15 protein-coding genes and 1 riboswitch are annotated in these 17,466 nt (G+C 39.3%); of the genes, 2 read left to right on the top strand and 13 right to left on the bottom strand.

Translation table 11 applies throughout. From position 1 onward, the window contains the following. Window positions 1-62 precede the first annotated feature (62 nt). The 3 genes from glnA to BFM98_RS03895 form a co-directional block, all read right to left on the bottom strand. Window positions 63-1,397 (bottom strand): type I glutamate--ammonia ligase, encoded by a 1,335-nt coding sequence (gene glnA, locus BFM98_RS03905; RefSeq protein WP_004225810.1) that lies wholly within the window; start codon window positions 1,395-1,397, stop codon window positions 63-65. 55 nt (window positions 1,398-1,452) lie between these two features. After that, on the bottom strand, window positions 1,453-1,830 hold the full coding sequence (locus BFM98_RS03900) for a MerR family transcriptional regulator (RefSeq protein WP_004225812.1): 378 nt from the start codon (window positions 1,828-1,830) through the stop codon (window positions 1,453-1,455). A gap of 154 nt (window positions 1,831-1,984) precedes the next feature. Beyond that, a complete protein-coding gene (locus tag BFM98_RS03895; RefSeq protein ID WP_066036572.1) occupies window positions 1,985-3,238 on the bottom strand; it encodes a methionine gamma-lyase family protein in 1,254 nt (417 codons plus the stop codon). Between the two features lie 341 nt (window positions 3,239-3,579). Between BFM98_RS03895 and BFM98_RS03890 the strand changes: the two genes are divergently transcribed. Then, window positions 3,580-4,185: a trimeric intracellular cation channel family protein gene (locus BFM98_RS03890; protein WP_004225816.1), complete on the top strand. Its 606-nt coding sequence runs from the start codon at window positions 3,580-3,582 to the stop codon at window positions 4,183-4,185. Between the two features lie 51 nt (window positions 4,186-4,236). Here the strand turns inward: BFM98_RS03890 and cobT are convergent, their stop codons facing one another. Further along, the gene (gene cobT / locus BFM98_RS03885; RefSeq protein ID WP_066036571.1) at window positions 4,237-5,292 is read right to left on the bottom strand and encodes a nicotinate-nucleotide--dimethylbenzimidazole phosphoribosyltransferase; all 1,056 of its coding nucleotides are present in this window, start codon (window positions 5,290-5,292) and stop codon (window positions 4,237-4,239) included. Window positions 5,293-5,384: 92 nt separating this feature from the next. Then, window positions 5,385-5,560, bottom strand: a riboswitch (cobalamin riboswitch). A gap of 408 nt (window positions 5,561-5,968) precedes the next feature. On the opposite strand from cobT, the gene BFM98_RS03880 reads away from it, so the two are divergent. After that, entirely contained in the window at window positions 5,969-6,364 is a 396-nt protein-coding gene (locus BFM98_RS03880) for a hypothetical protein (protein ID WP_048391393.1), read from the top strand. Window positions 6,365-6,407: 43 nt separating this feature from the next. Here BFM98_RS03880 and BFM98_RS03875 read toward each other — a convergent pair whose 3' ends face one another. The 9 genes from BFM98_RS03875 to cotE all read right to left on the bottom strand — a co-directional run bounded on the left by BFM98_RS03875 (window position 6,408) and on the right by cotE (window position 17,351). After that, complete coding sequence (locus tag BFM98_RS03875) at window positions 6,408-6,710, bottom strand: rhodanese-like domain-containing protein (RefSeq protein WP_009371183.1); 303 nt, start codon at window positions 6,708-6,710, stop codon at window positions 6,408-6,410. A 95-nt stretch (window positions 6,711-6,805) separates the two neighbouring features. Beyond that, window positions 6,806-7,036 (bottom strand): RNA chaperone Hfq, encoded by a 231-nt coding sequence (gene hfq, locus BFM98_RS03870; RefSeq protein ID WP_004225825.1) that lies wholly within the window; start codon window positions 7,034-7,036, stop codon window positions 6,806-6,808. 97 nt (window positions 7,037-7,133) lie between these two features. Then, on the bottom strand, window positions 7,134-8,036 hold the full coding sequence (gene miaA, locus BFM98_RS03865) for a tRNA (adenosine(37)-N6)-dimethylallyltransferase MiaA (RefSeq protein WP_066036570.1): 903 nt from the start codon (window positions 8,034-8,036) through the stop codon (window positions 7,134-7,136). Then, on the bottom strand, window positions 8,023-8,940 hold the full coding sequence (locus BFM98_RS03860; RefSeq protein WP_066036569.1) for an alpha/beta fold hydrolase: 918 nt from the start codon (window positions 8,938-8,940) through the stop codon (window positions 8,023-8,025). The genes miaA and BFM98_RS03860 overlap by 14 nt, the downstream gene beginning before the upstream one ends. 3 nt (window positions 8,941-8,943) lie before the next feature. After that, the gene (locus BFM98_RS03855) at window positions 8,944-10,590 is read right to left on the bottom strand and encodes a glycerol-3-phosphate dehydrogenase/oxidase (RefSeq protein WP_066036568.1); all 1,647 of its coding nucleotides are present in this window, start codon (window positions 10,588-10,590) and stop codon (window positions 8,944-8,946) included. Window positions 10,591-10,608: 18 nt separating this feature from the next. Next, entirely contained in the window at window positions 10,609-12,102 is a 1,494-nt protein-coding gene (gene glpK, locus BFM98_RS03850) for a glycerol kinase GlpK (protein ID WP_054550562.1), read from the bottom strand. 18 nt (window positions 12,103-12,120) lie between these two features. Then, window positions 12,121-13,983, bottom strand: coding sequence for a DNA mismatch repair endonuclease MutL (gene mutL / locus BFM98_RS03845; RefSeq protein WP_066036567.1), 1,863 nt, complete (start codon window positions 13,981-13,983; stop codon window positions 12,121-12,123). Window positions 13,984-13,998: 15 nt separating this feature from the next. Continuing rightward, a complete protein-coding gene (gene mutS / locus BFM98_RS03840) occupies window positions 13,999-16,569 on the bottom strand; it encodes a DNA mismatch repair protein MutS (protein ID WP_066036566.1) in 2,571 nt (856 codons plus the stop codon). Window positions 16,570-16,697: 128 nt separating this feature from the next. Then, a complete protein-coding gene (gene cotE / locus BFM98_RS03835) occupies window positions 16,698-17,351 on the bottom strand; it encodes an outer spore coat protein CotE (protein ID WP_175400709.1) in 654 nt (217 codons plus the stop codon). Window positions 17,352-17,466: the final 115 nt, after the last annotated feature.

Raw genomic sequence — 17,466 nt, 5'->3', positions numbered from 1 at the left:
CGTTCCTAATATGTTCAGAAAAAAACCGAGTACCCTTTATCAGGCACTCGGTATCTTTATGATTAATACATTTTTAAATATTGATCGCGTTCCCACTGATGAACAGTTGTACGGTACATATCGAACTCGATTTCTTTTGCTTCTTTAAAGTTTGCATAAATATGCTCACCTAATGCTTCCTGTGCTACTTGATCTTTAGCAAGTAATGTTAGTGCATCATCAAGTGCTGCAGGTAGATTTTCAATACCATTTGCTTGACGCTCTTCTTCCGACATCACATAGATGTTGCGGTTAATTGCAGCAGGTGGTGTTAGGCTTTGACGAATACCTTCAAGACCTGCTTCTAAAATAACAGCCATCGCTAAATATGGGTTTGCAGAAGGGTCTACAGAGCGTACTTCAACACGAGTTGAAAGGCCACGTGCAGATGGAATACGAATTAATGGTGAACGGTTTTGTGCAGACCATGCTACATAACATGGTGCTTCATAACCTGGTACTAGACGTTTATAAGAGTTAACTGTTGGGTTTGTTACAGCTGTGAAACCTTGTACGTGTGCAAGAACACCCGCCATGAATTGCATAGCTGTTTCAGAAAGACCTAATTCTGTAGATTCATCATAGAACGCATTTTCTTTGCCTTTAAATAGTGACACGTTAAAGTGCATACCAGAGCCTGCTTCACCAAATAGTGGTTTTGGCATAAATGTAGCGTGTAAGCCATGTTTACGAGCGATTGTTTTAACCACTAATTTGAATGTTTGGATGTTATCACATGCAGTAACAGCATCCGCATATTTAAAGTCGATTTCGTGTTGTCCTGGAGCTACCTCATGGTGTGATGCTTCAATTTCAAAGCCCATTTCTTCTAGCTCTAACACAATATCACGACGGCAATTTTCACCAAGATCTGTTGGAGCTAAATCGAAATAACCACCATGGTCATTTACTTCTAATGTTGGTTCGCCTTTTGCATCTAATTTGAATAAGAAGAATTCTGGCTCAGGCCCTAAATTGAAGCTTGAGAAGCCCATTTCTTCCATTTTTTTAAGAATACGTTTTAGGTTGTTACGTGGGTCACCAGCAAACGGTTCGCCTTTCGCAGTGTAAACATCACAGATAAAACGTGCTACTTTCCCTTTTTCAGAAGTCCAAGGGAATACTACGAAAGTATCAAGATCAGGATATAAATACATATCAGATTCTTCGATTCGAACGAAACCTTCAATAGATGAGCCATCAAACATCATTTTATTTTCCAGTGCTTTGTCTAATTGACTTACAGGAATCTCAACATTTTTGATAGTGCCAAGAATATCTGTAAATTGTAAACGAATAAAGCTTACGTTTTTTTCTTCGATGAGACGTTTAATGTCCTCTTTTGTGTATTTACCCACAGTTTTCCACACTCCTATAATTTGTCTAGCTTTTATGTTTACCCTACCCTATTTATTAATAGAATCGAGATAAATCCCCTCTTCGGATGGACGATTTTTGCATGCGCTGTGCTTGACGCATTTCTTCGCGCATAATTTGGCGTAATTCTGAATCACTTAAATCTTGCTCATCAGTTGTTGCAACAGGATTTTTCTTTTTAGCAAATATTTTTTTAATCTTCGCCATATTCATACCCTGTTCTAAGTAATCTTTAACCTCAAGCAATGTGTCGACGTCATTTAGTGAAAACATACGTCGATTGCCTTCTGTTCGGTGCGGCTCAATTAAATGGTGTTCTTCATAATAACGAATTTGTCTTGCCGAAAGCTCTGTTAATTGCATCACGATACTCATCGATAATAACGGCATAGTTCGTCTAATTTCACGACTCATTTAAGTCCTCCTCCAATACCCGCTTATCATATAACGAAATTTTTTTACTGTCAACCAACCATGTAAGGTTATCTAACATGGTTAGCACTATTTTTTTCAATCTGATTAAAAATTGTAAAAAACTATTCATATTTAGGCTTTATCTATTGTCTTGTTATACTTTTTGAATGGCTTGAACCGCACTGCAAATAGCAAATTTAACGTGTTCATATGTTAGTCCGCCCTGGATAAATGCTGTATATGGCGGTCGTATTGGGCCATCCGCTGTTAGCTCAATGCTGGACCCCTGAATAAATGTTCCAGCCGCCATAATGACATCATCTTCATAGCCTGGCATATAGGCTGGTTCAGGAGCATAATGGGCATTTATCGGTGAGTTCGCTTGTATTTCGCGACAAAAGTCAATCATTTGCTGAGCCGTTTGGAACGATACTGATTGAATTAAATCTGTACGCTTCGCATGATAGCTCGGAGAAGTGCTCATGCCGATTTCCTCAAGCATTGCAGCTGTAAATATCGCCCCTTTTAGTGCTTGCGATACAACATGTGGTGCCAGGAAAAATCCTTGATAAAAATCACCTAGTGTATTTAATGTGGCCCCCGCTTCTGCTCCAATACCTGGGGATGTCATACGATAGGCACATTTCTCCACTAAATCTGCGCGGCCAGCAATATAGCCACCAATTTTAGCCAAGCCTCCACCTGGATTTTTAATGAGCGAGCCTGCTATTAAGTCAGCCCCAACCTCTGTAGGTTCCTGGGCCTCTACAAACTCGCCATAGCAGTTATCTACAAAAATAATAGCTTTCGGAGCTAATTTACGTACCTTTTCACACATATCTGCAATTTCTTCAATTGTAAAGGATGGACGTGTTGCATAGCCTTTTGAACGCTGAATCGCGATCATTTTGGTTTGTGCTGTAATGGCCGCTTCTACACCTGCCCAATCAATAACCTGATTATCTAGTAAATCCACATGTCGATAACCGATTTTATAATCTTTCAGTGAACCTGTATCTTTATCACCACCATCGACAATGGATTGCAATGTATCATATGGCTGACCAGAAATATAAAGCAGCTCATCACCAGGACGCAAAACACCGAATAGACTAAGCGTGATTGCATGTGTCCCTGAAATAATTTGTGGTCGGACTATGGCTGCCTCTGCACCAAATACTTCCGCATAAACACGCTCTAGATTATCCCGCCCCTCATCATCATAGCCATAGCCGTTTGATGGGTGTAAATGATAATCACTTACTTGATGCTTTCTGAAAGCTGCTAGCACCTTCTGCTGATTGTAGAACGCCATTTCTTCTACCTTGGCATGATAAGGCCGAACTTGCTCCTCTACTTTTGCCGCTAACGATAGCGTTTCTGTTGATAAATTTGATGTAAACGTCATTCTTTCTTCTCCATTTCACAATGTCTCGCATTTCAATCAGTAAGATTTATTGACTATCTAAATTGACTTCAATCACTCTAGAATTCCCTAACCAACTACTGGTATATGAACGCTTTTGACGAATGTTTTTCTTTATTTTAATCACATTTTATCAATTTGTATGTGCACCTGTAAAACTTGCCTATTGTTTCTAAGAGGATTTTACGCTAAGCTAATGTGCGGACTCATTTCAAGATGCGTATTTAATGACCGATTTTGGCTATTAAATTCATAGATTCTGTTACGTAAAAAGTCTTTTAACTTTTAATAAAGTTTATTTATTGATAGAAGGGGTGAAAGGGATGGCTTGGGAGGTTTTTAGTATTATAGGAACAATTGCCTTTGCTATTTCTGGGGCAATTATTGCCATGGAAGAAGAATACGATTTATTCGGTGTATATATACTTGGTATTGTGACTGCTTTTGGTGGAGGAGCTATCCGAAATTTACTCATTGGACTACCTGTCACAACACTTTGGGGACAGGATATGATGTTTCAAATAGCGCTTGCTGCGATTACGATATTCTTTATTTTTCCGCATCATCTGATTCAACATTGGCATCGTTGGGGTAACTTCACAGATGCGATTGGCTTATCAGCATTCGCTATTCAAGGCGCACTCTATGCTGTTAAGCTTGATATGCCAGTAAGCGCAGTCATTGTAGCTGCTGTTTTGACAGGTTCAGGTGGGGGTATTGTACGAGATTTATTAGCTAGAAGAAAACCATTAGTTCTCCGTGATGAAGTTTATGGTGTTTGGGCAGCTCTTGCAGGATTGCTAATCGGATTCGAGGTTTTTACAGGAGACATTTTCCTTTATATTTTATTCGCAGTGATTACAGCTTTACGTATTCTTTCCTATATGATGAAGTGGCGCTTGCCATTACGAAAGTTAAATCGTGCATAAACACCATTCAGCCAATGACCAAAAATTAAGTCATTGGCTGTTTTATTGTTTTTATCTTTTTAACAACTGCATTGATTCTTCTAAAGTCGCCATGTTTTTCATCATCGAGCAAGCTGCATCTAAAATAGGAAAGGCTAAGGCTGCTCCAGAACCTTCGCCTAAACGCATATTCATGTGCAACATTGGTTCAATGCCTAGTAAGGCAGCGGCAATTTTTGCCCCTGGTTCCTCTGAAGCATGGGAAGGAATGATATAATCGATTACTTTTGGTTCGAGCTTATAAGCAATGAGGGCTGCTATAGTTGAAATAAATCCATCAATGACAACGGGTTTACGATGGGCAGTAGCGCCAAGAATAATACCTGTCATCGCCCCTATCTCTAACCCTCCAACCTTAGCCAGAACATCAATAACATCATTTGGATTAGGCTGATTTAAGGTAATTGCTTTTTCAATAACTGCCGCTTTATAGGCAATGCCTCCTTGGCCTACTCCTGCACCAAACCCCGTTACTTCGATAGGGTTGCATCCCGTCAAAACAGCTAATATCGCAGCACTTGGTGTTGTATTGCCGATGCCCATTTCTCCAGTCCCAAGTACATCAGCACCTTTTATGATTTCCTCAGTGGCCACACGGATTCCTACTTCTATCGATTGAATGGCTTCTTGTTTGGCCATAGCTGGACCTTGTGCCATGTTATCTGTACCATATTTAATTTTATGAATAATGACACCTGCATCAAGTGGAATATCTTCTTTTACACCCACATCTACTGTGACCACCTTTGCATTGGTAATCCCCGCAATCGCACAAACGCCTGTACCCCCCTTAGGAAAATTTAATGTTTGAAAGACCGTAACATCTTGTGGATTCGTGGTTACACCTTCCTCGCAAACACCATGATCTGCAGCACAGACAATCATCACTTTTTTGTCGACCATCGGATATAATTGTCCTGTTATACCAGAGAGCTGTACGGCAAGTGATTCTAGTTTACCCAAGCTACCTGGGGGCTTACAAAGCGCATCAATCCGCTTTCTAGCTTGCTCCATACTTTTCATATCAGCCCCCTGAATGTTTTGAATCGTGTCTTGTAATAATTGCATGATTATTTCTCCTCTCGTTCTCATTAAGACAAAATAAAAAGTCTGTAGTTTATTGTCATGACAAATAAACTACAGACTTTTCCATCATCTATATCTTCTAAAGCATGTAGGCAGGTCTCCTGGCTCAAGTTCAACACCTCATAGTACCTTCCCAGCAATTTGCTAGTGGCATACACTATGAAATTCCCTTATACAGTGGCGGGTCCGCTAAAGCTTTTCACTTTATTCCCTATTCTCCCTAATGGGCACCTATTGCTTTTATGTAATTATGTTAAATCTACTTTACAACTTTTTTAGTGTCAAGAGGAAAAAATCTTTTGAGTGTTAACTTAGTACATACTGCTATTCACAATATAAGCTATCAAGAGCTTGTCACAATAAATGAATCCTTCACTTGATTCCTAGTCTTCCATAATTAGTGCTTTTTAGAATTCTCTATGTCTAACACTCGGCTTGTACAAAAATCCATTACTGAATCAATTGCCATAACAAGTAAACTACAGACTTTTCAATCATCTCTACCTTCCATAGCATATGTTCTGCCAATTCACTGAGTAATGTTGAACATAAAAGTTGAAATCTTAATAATCTGTTCAATGTAAACATAAATTATTTCTATGATTAAAATTAGGGTAAGTATCAATAGTAAAACGATGAAAAGTTAGGAGTAGATACGATGAATGCAAAACAATTAAGAAACGCTATTGCTGAAACCTGTGAAACGCACGATAGCCTCTATGCCAAACTCGTAAAACCGATCAATCAGTTGTTAATCAATATCGACGCTTCGATCAGTGAAGAGACAGCAAATAAAATACTAGAAAATTTAAAGTTATTTCATAGTGGTGATAAATACATTACGGAGTGTCATTTCGAGGAGAGTCAAAATTTCTTGAAAGATGGCATTGAGCTTCTCCAAAAAGGGGATTTGGCGAATGGAGCACTACAAATTTATGGAGCTGGTCTAAACTTTGCTAGTTATGCTTCAAAAGTGCAGGGACAAAAAAATGTTAATATCTACAAAAACTTTGAAGAGAATTTTAATTTTATCATGGATGCCTTGAAAAAATAATCATGAAAAAAGAAAGAGTGTATACTCTTTCTTTTTTCATGATTTATTTAAATTCTAATTCTCCATCATAAGCCAGCATGCCGCCTTCAAGGTTTGTTACATCAAATCCTTGTGCCTCTAAGTAAGCACACGCATTGGCAGAACGAGCTCCAGCCTTACATACAATAATATATGGCTTTTCTACATCTAATTCCTCTAAACGTTCAGGGATAGTTCCGAGTGCAATATGTTGAGCACCTGGGATCATGCCATGGGCTACTTCATCCTCTTCACGTACATCGATAATATATAGGTCCTCATTTGCATCTAACAGATCTAATAATTGTGTTGTTTCCATTGTTTTCATAAACTTTGTCCTCCAAAATATCAAATTCCACTATCATTATAGCTTGTAGCAAAAAAAACAGCCAGTGTGAGAACACTAACTGTTTAACAAACTTATTATACTTCTGTCTCTAAAAACTCTATTTGTTTTGCTGGTACGAATGTAGAAATGGCATGCTTGTAGATTAGGTGCTGCTTATTTTCAGCATCAAGTAGTAATACTGTAAAATTATCATATGATTTCACAGTCCCTTTTAACTGAAATCCGTTTAACAGAAATACAGTTACAAAAACACTGTTTTTACGTAGTTGGTTCAAGAACGTATCTTGCAAATTGATTGATTTCATCAAATAGCCTCCCTACTAACTTTCTACCTCTTCATTCCTATAGTAGCACGTTCTACCAATTTATCAATTAGTAATTTTTAGAAATTTTTCTTTATTCTTATAATCGATCATCCGGCGTAATAAAATGGACATCCATTTTATTACGGAAATAAGTAAGCTGTCTTTTTGCATAGCGACGGGAATTTTGTTTTAAGCTATCAAGGGCTTCCTCTAGGGTACATTTGCCATCTAAATAATCATATAATTCTTTATACCCGATGGCTTGTATAGACTGTACTCCACGGATATTTTGCTGCCATAATCCCTTCACCTCTTGCAGAAGACCATTTTCCACCATTAAATCAACACGACGATTAATACGGTCATATAGCACGTCACGGGACATGTTTTGACCTAGCCCTAAAATAACATGGTCGTAAAGGGGTACTTCCCCTCGATTTTGCGCTTCCGCTGCTTTTGATACACCGCTTAATTCCAGCATTTCTAATGCACGAATAACACGACGTGTATTGTTTGGATGGATTGTCTCCGCTGTTTGAGGGTCTAGTTGTTTTAGTTTGTCATGCATTGCCTCAGGGCCAAGCTTTGCTAATTCCTCATAGTAGGCTTTTCGTGCTTCTTCATCTACTTTTTCATCAGTAAATTGGAAATCATAGAGGACAGCTTGTACATATAAGCCAGAGCCTCCTACTATTATAGGTAATTTTTGACGAGTTTGTATTTCCGCGATCTTCGCACGTACTAATTTTTGATAATCTGCTACCGAAAAAGATTCTGTAGGCTCTAAAAAGCTAAGTAAATGATGAGGAACGCCCTCCATCTCTTCTTCGGTAATTTTAGCTGTCCCAATATCGAGCCCTTTATAAACTTGCATGGAATCACCATTAATGACTTCACCGTGATATTTTTTTGCCAGTTCAATGCTTAATGCCGTTTTACCTGAGGCAGTCGGTCCCACTATTGCTACGACCTCTGCCTGCTGCAATTTAGTTTCTATCATATTTTTCTAACCACCGTAATAAAACTTGAAAGACCGCTTCTTGATTGTCTTCATTTAAAATTTCATGTCGTTTATCCTCGAATAAATAAACCGTTACATCCTCTACACCCACCGCTGCTAACTGTTCAGCAACTTTGTAAACGCCTAGCCCCTGTTCACCAACCGGATCTTTACTGCCACTAATCAAGAGAATAGGGAGGTCTTTTCTTACTTTTGCTAATTCTCTTTTACGATTTAGTGTGGCAAAGCCAGTTGTCAAATCCACGAAAAATTGATTCGTTGGAATAAAGCCACAATAGGGATCATCGATATACTTTTCCACCTCTTGTTGTACTGAACATAACCAATCATAGGCAGTCTTCGGATTAGGAAATTGCTTATTAAAGCTACCAAAGCTCAATTGATTTAACAGCTTACTTTCAGTTTCTTTTCCTAGTCCCTTTGCTAAAGCCTTGGCTACTAGATTTCCTACAGCATGCAAGGCTGTCACATTTCCAGTGCCACAGAGAATAACATTATCTACTTGCTCTCCGTATAATTGAATATAGCGTCTAGTAATGAAAGAACCCATACTATGGCCAAAGAGAATTAATTGTACATTAGCGTATGGTACGTGAAGTTGTGTAATCACTTCATGAGCATCTTTTACAACACGCTCAAAGCCGTTTTCTTCAGCAAAAAAGCCCAATGTCCCATTATATGCTGCCGTTTCACCATGCCCACGGTGATCGTGCATCGTCACAACATAGCCTGCTGCGTTGAGTGTTTTCGCAAATGTTAAATAGCGACCACTGTGCTCTGCCATGCCATGCAAAATGTGAATATGTCCAATACATGGCGTCGAAGGCTCCAATGTTCGCGTGAAGACAAATTGATCATCCGACATTTGAATATAACGCTCCATCCCTTACTCCCCTTCTATCACAAAATTTGTTGCATCGTTAATGGCTTGCTCTAATTCAGCAATATATCTATTTTTTTGCTCCTCTGTATAATTTAAGCGTTGTTGCATCACCTGAATCACTTGCTGTTTATAAAGCTTTACTGCTTCAATATCGAAGTATAATAAACCAGTCCGACGGATAAAGAAGTCGCTTGGTGTATAGACCATTTCGGCTTCAATGCCATACAGTAGCATCGCATGTAAGGCAAGAGGCATTGTACTACCATGTTCATGTAAAAATTTCACCCGATCAAATAAGGCATCTACATTCGTGCCATACTTTTGTACGAGATGCTTGGCTTCATCATAATTTAAGCCATATTGTACGCCTTCACGTGCTTTATAGGCAATATAGTCAGGGAAATTAATAGCGTTAATCCCCTTTGCACCAGAAAGTGCTAGCTCACGTGTTAAACAGGCACTTGCATGCTTGTAGCGACGGGTCTTCACAATTTTATCCACAATCGTTTCAGCCATTTGGCGATAGCCCGTAAGCTTACCACCCGCAATCGTCATTAAACCACTTGGCGCTGTCCAAATTTCATCTTTCCTTGAAATTTCTGATGGATCCTTACCTTTTTCATAAATCAGAGGTCGGACGCCTGCCCAAGAGGATTCAATTGTGTCTCTTGTGATAGTAGCAGTTGGAAAGACCTTTTTAGCAGCCTCAATTAGATAATCCACATCTTTTTGTGTTGCCACTGGATGTACAGGATTACCTTCATACACAGTATCCGTAGTCCCTACATAGGTTTTGCCATCTCGTGGAATGGCAAAGGCCATACGACCATCAGCAATATCAAAATAAACAGCTTGCTTTAGCGGGAAATCCTTTTGTTTGAGGACAATATGAACGCCCTTTGTTAGACGTAATTGCTTGTTATCTGCTACTTTATCTTTTTGTCGTACGTCATCAACCCAAGGACCCGTTGCATTCACAATTTGGGCGGCATGGACATTGAGCATTTTCCCCGTCACATGATCCCTCACTTTAATGCCAACAAGCTTTTTCTTTTCATAAATAAATTCCGTCATTTCAGCATAATTGAGGCAAAGCGCTCCATATTCTACAGCCTTTTTTAATACTTCAATTGTTAGACGGGCATCATCTGTACGGTATTCTACATAATAGCCACCGCCGACTAAGCCCTCTTGATTGAGTAAAGGCTCTAATGCCAGGGTTTCCTGAGCATTTAACATCGTTCTACGTTCATGTTTTTTGACGCCTGCCAAGCGGTCATAGACCTTTAATGCCATAGATGTTGTGAAGGGACCGAGTGAACCCTTTTTATATAAAGGTAATAGCATTTTTTCAGGCGTTGTGACATGTACAGCATTATCATAAACAATTTCACGCTCTCGCCCTACCTCGGCTACAACTCCTACATCAAATTGCTTTAAATAACGTAGACCACCGTGAATCAATTTGGTTGAACGGCTCGACGTACCAGCTGAAAAATCCTGCATATCAATTAATGCGACAGAAAGGCCTCTTGATGCGGCATCTAATGCAATTCCTGCACCTGTAATACCACCACCAATGACTAATACGTCAAAGCTATAGTGCTCTAGATAATATAAAATTTTTGGTCGCTGCTCAAATGAAAACATACCTTTCTCCCCCAATAGCTATGATTTAAAAATTCGTGTTGCCTCTACAGCCTTCTGCCATCCTGTATACAGAGCTGTGGCTTGTTCTTCATCCATGTGAGGTTGATAGGTTTCCCCACTCACCCATAATGCAGATAAAGCCTCTTGGTTTGGCCAGAAGCTTGTCGCCAGCCCCGCTAAATAGGCTGCACCGAGTGCTGTTGACTCATTCAGTTTTGCTAGCTCTACTTGTAGCTGTAAAACATCACTTTGGAACTGCATTAAAAATTGATTTTTGACAGCTCCACCATCTACACGGAGTACTTCAATCGGAGTACCTGCTGCTTCTTCCATTGCATCTAGTACATCTTTCGTTTGATAGGCTAATGATTCTAGTGTTGCTCGAATAAAATGTTCTTTTGATGTTCCACGTGTTAACCCAAAAATGGCGCCACGTGCATCTGTATCCCAGTAAGGTGTACCGAGTCCAACAAAGGCAGGGACAACATAAACCCCATCGGTATGATCTACTTTTCTAGCATAGGATTCAGAATCCTCTGCTGTACGAATCATCCTAAGTCCATCGCGTAGCCATTGAATAGCTGATCCTGCTACAAATACACTACCTTCCAATGCATAGGTCACTGTCCCATCAATTCCCCACGCAATGGTTGTCAATAAACCATTTTCCGATGTCACTGCCTGCTCTCCTGTATTTAATAGCATAAAGCAGCCAGTGCCATACGTGTTTTTAGCCATTCCTTTGGTAAAACAAGTTTGTCCAAAAAGTGCGGCTTGCTGATCACCCGCAATTCCAGCTATCGGAATTTTTTCTCCAAAAAATATACTTGGAGCCGTTTCTGTATATATTTCTGATGAATTTCTCACTTCTGGAAGCATGGACATTGGGATAGCTAAAAGCTCACAAAGTTCCTCATCCCACTTCAATTCATGAATATTGTAGAGCATTGTTCGAGCTGCATTTGAGTAATCGGTCACATGAGCCTTTCCCTTTGATAATCGCCAAACAAGCCATGTATCAATCGTCCCAAATAATAAATCCCCATTGTCTGCCTTTTCACGAGCGCCTTCAACATTATCTAAGATCCATTTAATTTTTGTCGCTGAAAAATAAGCATCTAAGCGAAGCCCTGTCTTTTGCTGAAAATGTTCTTCCTGTCCTTGTTCTTTTAAGGTATTCACAATGTCCTGTGTTTGGCGTGATTGCCAGACAATCGCATTGTAAATCGGCTGACCTGTGTGTTTATCCCACACCACTGTTGTTTCGCGCTGATTGGTAATGCCGATCGCATGAACCTCACTTGCTTCATGGCCACTTTCGGTTAATACCGCCGCAATAACGGATAAGATAGAACCCCATATTTCATTGGCATTATGCTCTACCCAGCCAGCCTTTGGAAAAATTTGTTGAAATTCTTTTTGTGCTACATGAACAATTTGACCTTTTTTATCAAATAAAATGGCTCTTGAACTTGTCGTTCCTTGATCAATCGCTAAAATAAATTCACCCATCCATTTTCCCCCTCTCCCTTACATAACCCGTTTAAACATTTTTTCCACTTCATATGATGTAAAGTGAATAAGCACTGGACGTCCGTGTGGGCATGTAAATGGATTATCTGCATTGCGTAAATCTCGTAGCAATGTTTCCATTTGCTCTTTTGTTAAATAATGATTGGCTTTGATTGACTTTTTACAGCTCATCATAATTGCGGCTGCCTCACGTAGTTTTTTGATATCAGCCTTTTTAGTTGTCAACACCTGTTCAATTAAATCCTCAATGATTTCCTGTTCCTCCCCTTGTGGGAACCAACTCGGATGCTCACGTACAACAAAAGATGACTGTCCAAATTCCTCTAAAAATACGCCTACAGCTTCTAATTCATGCCTGTGTTCTCGTAAGATCAGAGCTTCATCTGCTGCATAATGGAATGTTAGTGGTAACAATAATGCCTGACGTTCATGAGGATTAACTTGACCGACTTTTTCACGGAAGAATTCGTATTTAATACGTTCCTGAGCAGCATGCTGATCAATTAAATAAAAACCATCCTCCATTTGTGCGACAATGTATGTGCCATGGATTTGTCCCACTACTTCGAGTTCAGGAAAGGGTTCCTTCGTAGGCATCTCTTCCAATATTTCCGACTGTGCAGCTATTGTTACTTCATCAATTGTTTCAGCCTCTATTTGTGGTGTAGGCTGCCAACTTTCCTCTCTAACCGTAGAAATAGGCTTAGGCTCAACTATCTGTTCAAGATTATTTTCTTGAATGGTTTGGACATCATATAATTTTTCTACGATGGCATTCATTTTCTCCACATCAATCTTCGGAGCAGGCTTCCAAATGTTTAATTGCTCAGTAGCTGGTTTAACTATTTTTTCTTTCTTTTCCATTTGTGGGACTCGAATAATGTTGCGTATTGTTTCACGAATGGTTTCCTCTATTAACTTCAAAAGCTCAGCCTCTTTACTTAAACGAATTTGATGTTTTGCAGGATGCACATTCACGTCTGTTAAGTAAGGATCACCCTCTATATATAGAACAACTATTGGGAAGCGCTCGATAGGTAAATACGTATGGTAAGCATCTACAATGGCCTTTTGTACTAAATAATGCTTGACCCAACGACCATTAACAAATAGAGTCATATAATTTTTAGAAGCACGTGTTACCTCTGGTAAGGATACAAAGCCAGAAATTCGATAATCATGTGACTCGCCTTGGAATGACACCATTTTCTTCGCATTATGTATTCCATAAATAGCTGCTAGCACTTGTTGTACATCTCCTCGGCCATTTGTTTGCAGTAGTTGTTGACCATTATGCAATAATCTGAATGCTATTTGTGGATTACCAAGTGCGAGGCGATTCATCAGGTCTATTGTATGCCCTAGTTCGGTTTGAATGGTTTTCATATATTTTAAACGGGCAGGTGTATTAAAGAATAGCTGGGAGACTGTTAAATCAGTCCCTTTACGTAACGGACCAGGTTTATGAGTGAGGATATGTCCACCTTCAAGTTCTAAATGTGTTCCAGATTCACCATTTGATGTAATCAATGTCATTTTAGAAACAGAGGCAATGGATGCTAAAGCCTCACCACGGAAGCCAAGTGTTCGAATACGAAATAAATCATGTTCCTGATGAATTTTACTAGTAGCATGACGAGAGAATGACATTAGTGCATCCTCTTCATCCATACCGCTACCATTATCTATTACTTGAATAGAAGTGAGACCTGCTTCTAGTAAAAAAACATCAATGGACGAACTCCCAGCATCAATAGCATTTTCCACTAGCTCTTTGACAACAGAAGCTGGCCTTTCTACTACCTCTCCTGCTGCGATTTTATTGGATAGCCATTCGTCCATAATTTGTATGTTTCCCACTAACGTATCACTCCTTTATTTTTTAGCGTTCACTAGCTCTTGCTGTAGCTCATATAAAATATTCATTGCCTGCATCGGTGAAGTACCTAGAATATTTACCTTTTCTAATTTCTTTAGCACCTTTGTCTCGGCTGGGGAAATCGGTTCGTCTTCTGTAAATAAAGACATCTGTATTGGTTGTTCAGCTATCACCTGTGTTTCGGCAACTACTTCTTTCCCTGCCTCAAAGTTCTCAAGTAATACACGTGCTCTAGCTAAAATTTCCTCAGGTAATTGAGCAAGCTGTGCCACATGTATACCATAGGATTTATCAGCCGCTCCTTTTTTCACCTTATGCAGGAAAACGACCGTACCATTTTTTTCAGTGGCTGAAACATGCACATTTTGTAAGCGTGGCAAATCCTTTTCAAGTGCTGTCAATTCATGATAGTGCGTAGAAAATAACGTATTGGCTCCTATTTTGTCATGAATATATTCCATCATCGATTGTGCCAAGCTCATACCATCATAGGTCGATGTTCCACGTCCAATTTCATCAAATAGCATTAAGCTATTTTTTGTTGCATGCATAATAGCATGTTGCGATTCAAGCATCTCCACCATAAATGTAGATTGTCCTGCCGCTAAATCATCAGCCGCCCCAATCCGAGTAAAAATTTGATCGGTAATTGGTAGCTTCGCTTTTTCAGCAGGTACATAGCAGCCCATTTGAGCCATAACAACAATTAATGCTACTTGACGCATATAAGTACTTTTACCAGACATATTCGGCCCTGTAATAAGCATCATATTGTTCTGCTCTTCTAGCACACAATCGTTTGGTACATACATTTGCTTGTTCAGCATTTTTTCAACGACAGGATGGCGTCCTTCTATAATTTTAAGGGCACGTCCACCGTGAAATTCTGGTTTCGTAAATCGATATTTTTCTGAGACGCTTGCAAAGCTTAATAAGACATCCAATTCACTAATGTTTGCTGCTAGTGCTTGGACACGCGGAATATAAGTTTTTAATACATCACGAATTTTTACAAACAGGTTGTACTCTAATGTTAAGCTTTCTTCTTCAGCATTTAAAATCAATGCTTCTTTTTCTTTTAGTTCCTGTGTAATATAGCGTTCCGCATTCGCCAGTGTTTGTTTTCGCTCATAGCGTGTTAAATCTGCTAAATGAATATTTGATTTTGTAATTTCTATATAGTAACCAAAAATGCGATTATAGCCTATTTTTAAATTTTTAATACCCGTTTTCACACGCTCTTCTTGTTCAAGTTGGGCAATCCAATCCTTACCATTACGAGCGGCATAGCGAAGTTCGTCTAAGCGTTCATTATAGCCGTCACGGATAACATCCCCTTCTTTAATGGTAATAGGGGGATTATCTGTAATCGCTTTTGCTAATAATGCCTCGACATCTGAGCATGTATCAAGTTCCGCACCTAATTGCTGTAATGTTTCTTTATTTGAACCCACCAACTGCTGTTGAATAGTTGGCACTTGGCGTAAAGAATCACGCAATTGGGCTAAATCTCGTCCACCCACATTGCCAAAAGCAACACGACCAGCCAAACGCTCTAAATCATATACTTGTTTTAAGGATGCTTGAAGCTCTGTTCGTACAAAATATTCTTCCAATAAATCCGTAACAATCGCTAGTCTAGCCTCTATTGCTGAACGTGTGGCAAGCGGTTGGTGTAGCCATTGCTTTAATTTCCGTCCACCCATCGCTGTCACGGTGTCATCTAATAGCCATAAGAGTGTACCTTTTTGATCGCCACCACGAATCGATTGAATCAGCTCTAAATTGCGCTTTGAGCTAGAATCAATGCGTAAATAATTTTTAATTTCATTAAACGTGAATGCCTGAATATGTGATAAAGATCTCATTTGTGTTTGGTCAATATAAGCTAACAATCGAAGACACGCAATTTGTAACGGTTTTGGTACAGCTTCTAGATAACTTGCTGCTTTGTCCATAGGCATTTCATTCACTTCAATTGAAAGTACGATCCCAGCATTGACGGCATGCTCTGCTAATAATAGCTGCAAACTATCCGTGACAATCAGTTCTCGAATTCCGTAAGCCTGCATTTGCATTAATAAGGCTTTTCCATCGCCTTCAATAGAAGACGCTACGGCTTCACCTGTGGATAAATCTAAATAAGCATAGCCAAATGTTGTGTCATCTAATTGCTCTGCCGCTCCAATAAAATGATTAGATTTACCATCAAGAGCCTTTCCTTCCATAATTGTTCCTGGTGTGATAAGCTGAACAACTTCACGTTTGACCACACCTTTTGCTTGCTTTGGATCTTCTGTTTGTTCACAAATAGCCACTTTATAGCCTTTTTGCACAAGTGTTTCAATATAATTTTTAGCCGAATGATGCGGCACACCGCACATTGGTATTCGCTCTTTTGCGCCTGCATCTCGGCTTGTTAATGTAATTTCTAAAATTTGTGAGGCATTGATTGCGTCCTCAAAAAACATTTCATAAAAGTCACCTAATCTAAAAAATAAAAAGGCATCTTTGTAATCTTCCTTTACCTGTAGATACTGTTGCATCATTGGTGTATATGTTGTCATATCACTATTTACCTCGCTCTTGCCTTATAGATATATTTATTATAACAAAAGATACATGCGAAACGCTTTATTCACCTTTTTTAAGATGCTAGCATTTCGCATGTATCAAAAAATGATGTTTTTTAGACTTATCTTGGTCGTTCATCAGGAAACGATGAAGACTCTAACACATACCTGCCTTCTCCTTCAGGACTTGAAGAGGAGCTAGAACTAGAGCTTGATGAGGATGAAGATGAACTTTCATCATTAAGGCTCCAATCTTCTTCATAGTCTAGTGGATGGACACTAATACAAATTGTTGTTTCACCCATTACCTCAACAACTACTTCACGTTCCACTACAATTTCAAACTTTGTACCACATGGAGAGATAATCGCTTCAATACAATTTGGTTCTTGTATCACACGTACACGAACATCATCACCAACGCTAATTTCACCGTCTCGATAGTGAAGCTTCACTTTGTCTTTATAGTGAATCGTTTCAGAAAACACAGCTGTTTTCGAATGATTACTATAGGCATACCAAACATTGACATCAAATTTCCCTGTTACTTCTACAAATTTCCCGACTCTTTTTGCAGAGCAAGTGTGATTGATTACCCAGCACCCTAAAATACTTGTCGGTTTATTTGTTGGTGATAATGTTACACGTTCTTCCGTTCTCTTCTTCCCTTTGGCAACTACTGCTTTCGTCACGATTTGTCGTAAACGTTTCAGCGCAATTCCTCCTTCGACTCTTTTCACTCCATCATATGCAGGTAGCGCCCATTGGGTGAACATATATTTTTAGAGAATGAAATGGATCATTTAAAACTTTTCGATGAGAGGTCTATTATAGCAGCTGAATGCTTCAATAGAAGAAGACGTAAAAAAAGCTCGAATGACAGCATTCGAG

Source organism: Lysinibacillus sp. AR18-8, assembly GCF_001705465.1.
GTDB classification, from domain to species: Bacteria; Bacillota; Bacilli; order Bacillales_A; family Planococcaceae; genus Lysinibacillus; species Lysinibacillus capsici.
Note: the sequence above shows the minus strand (reverse complement) of the source record. Positions and strands in the feature narration are given on the sequence as shown.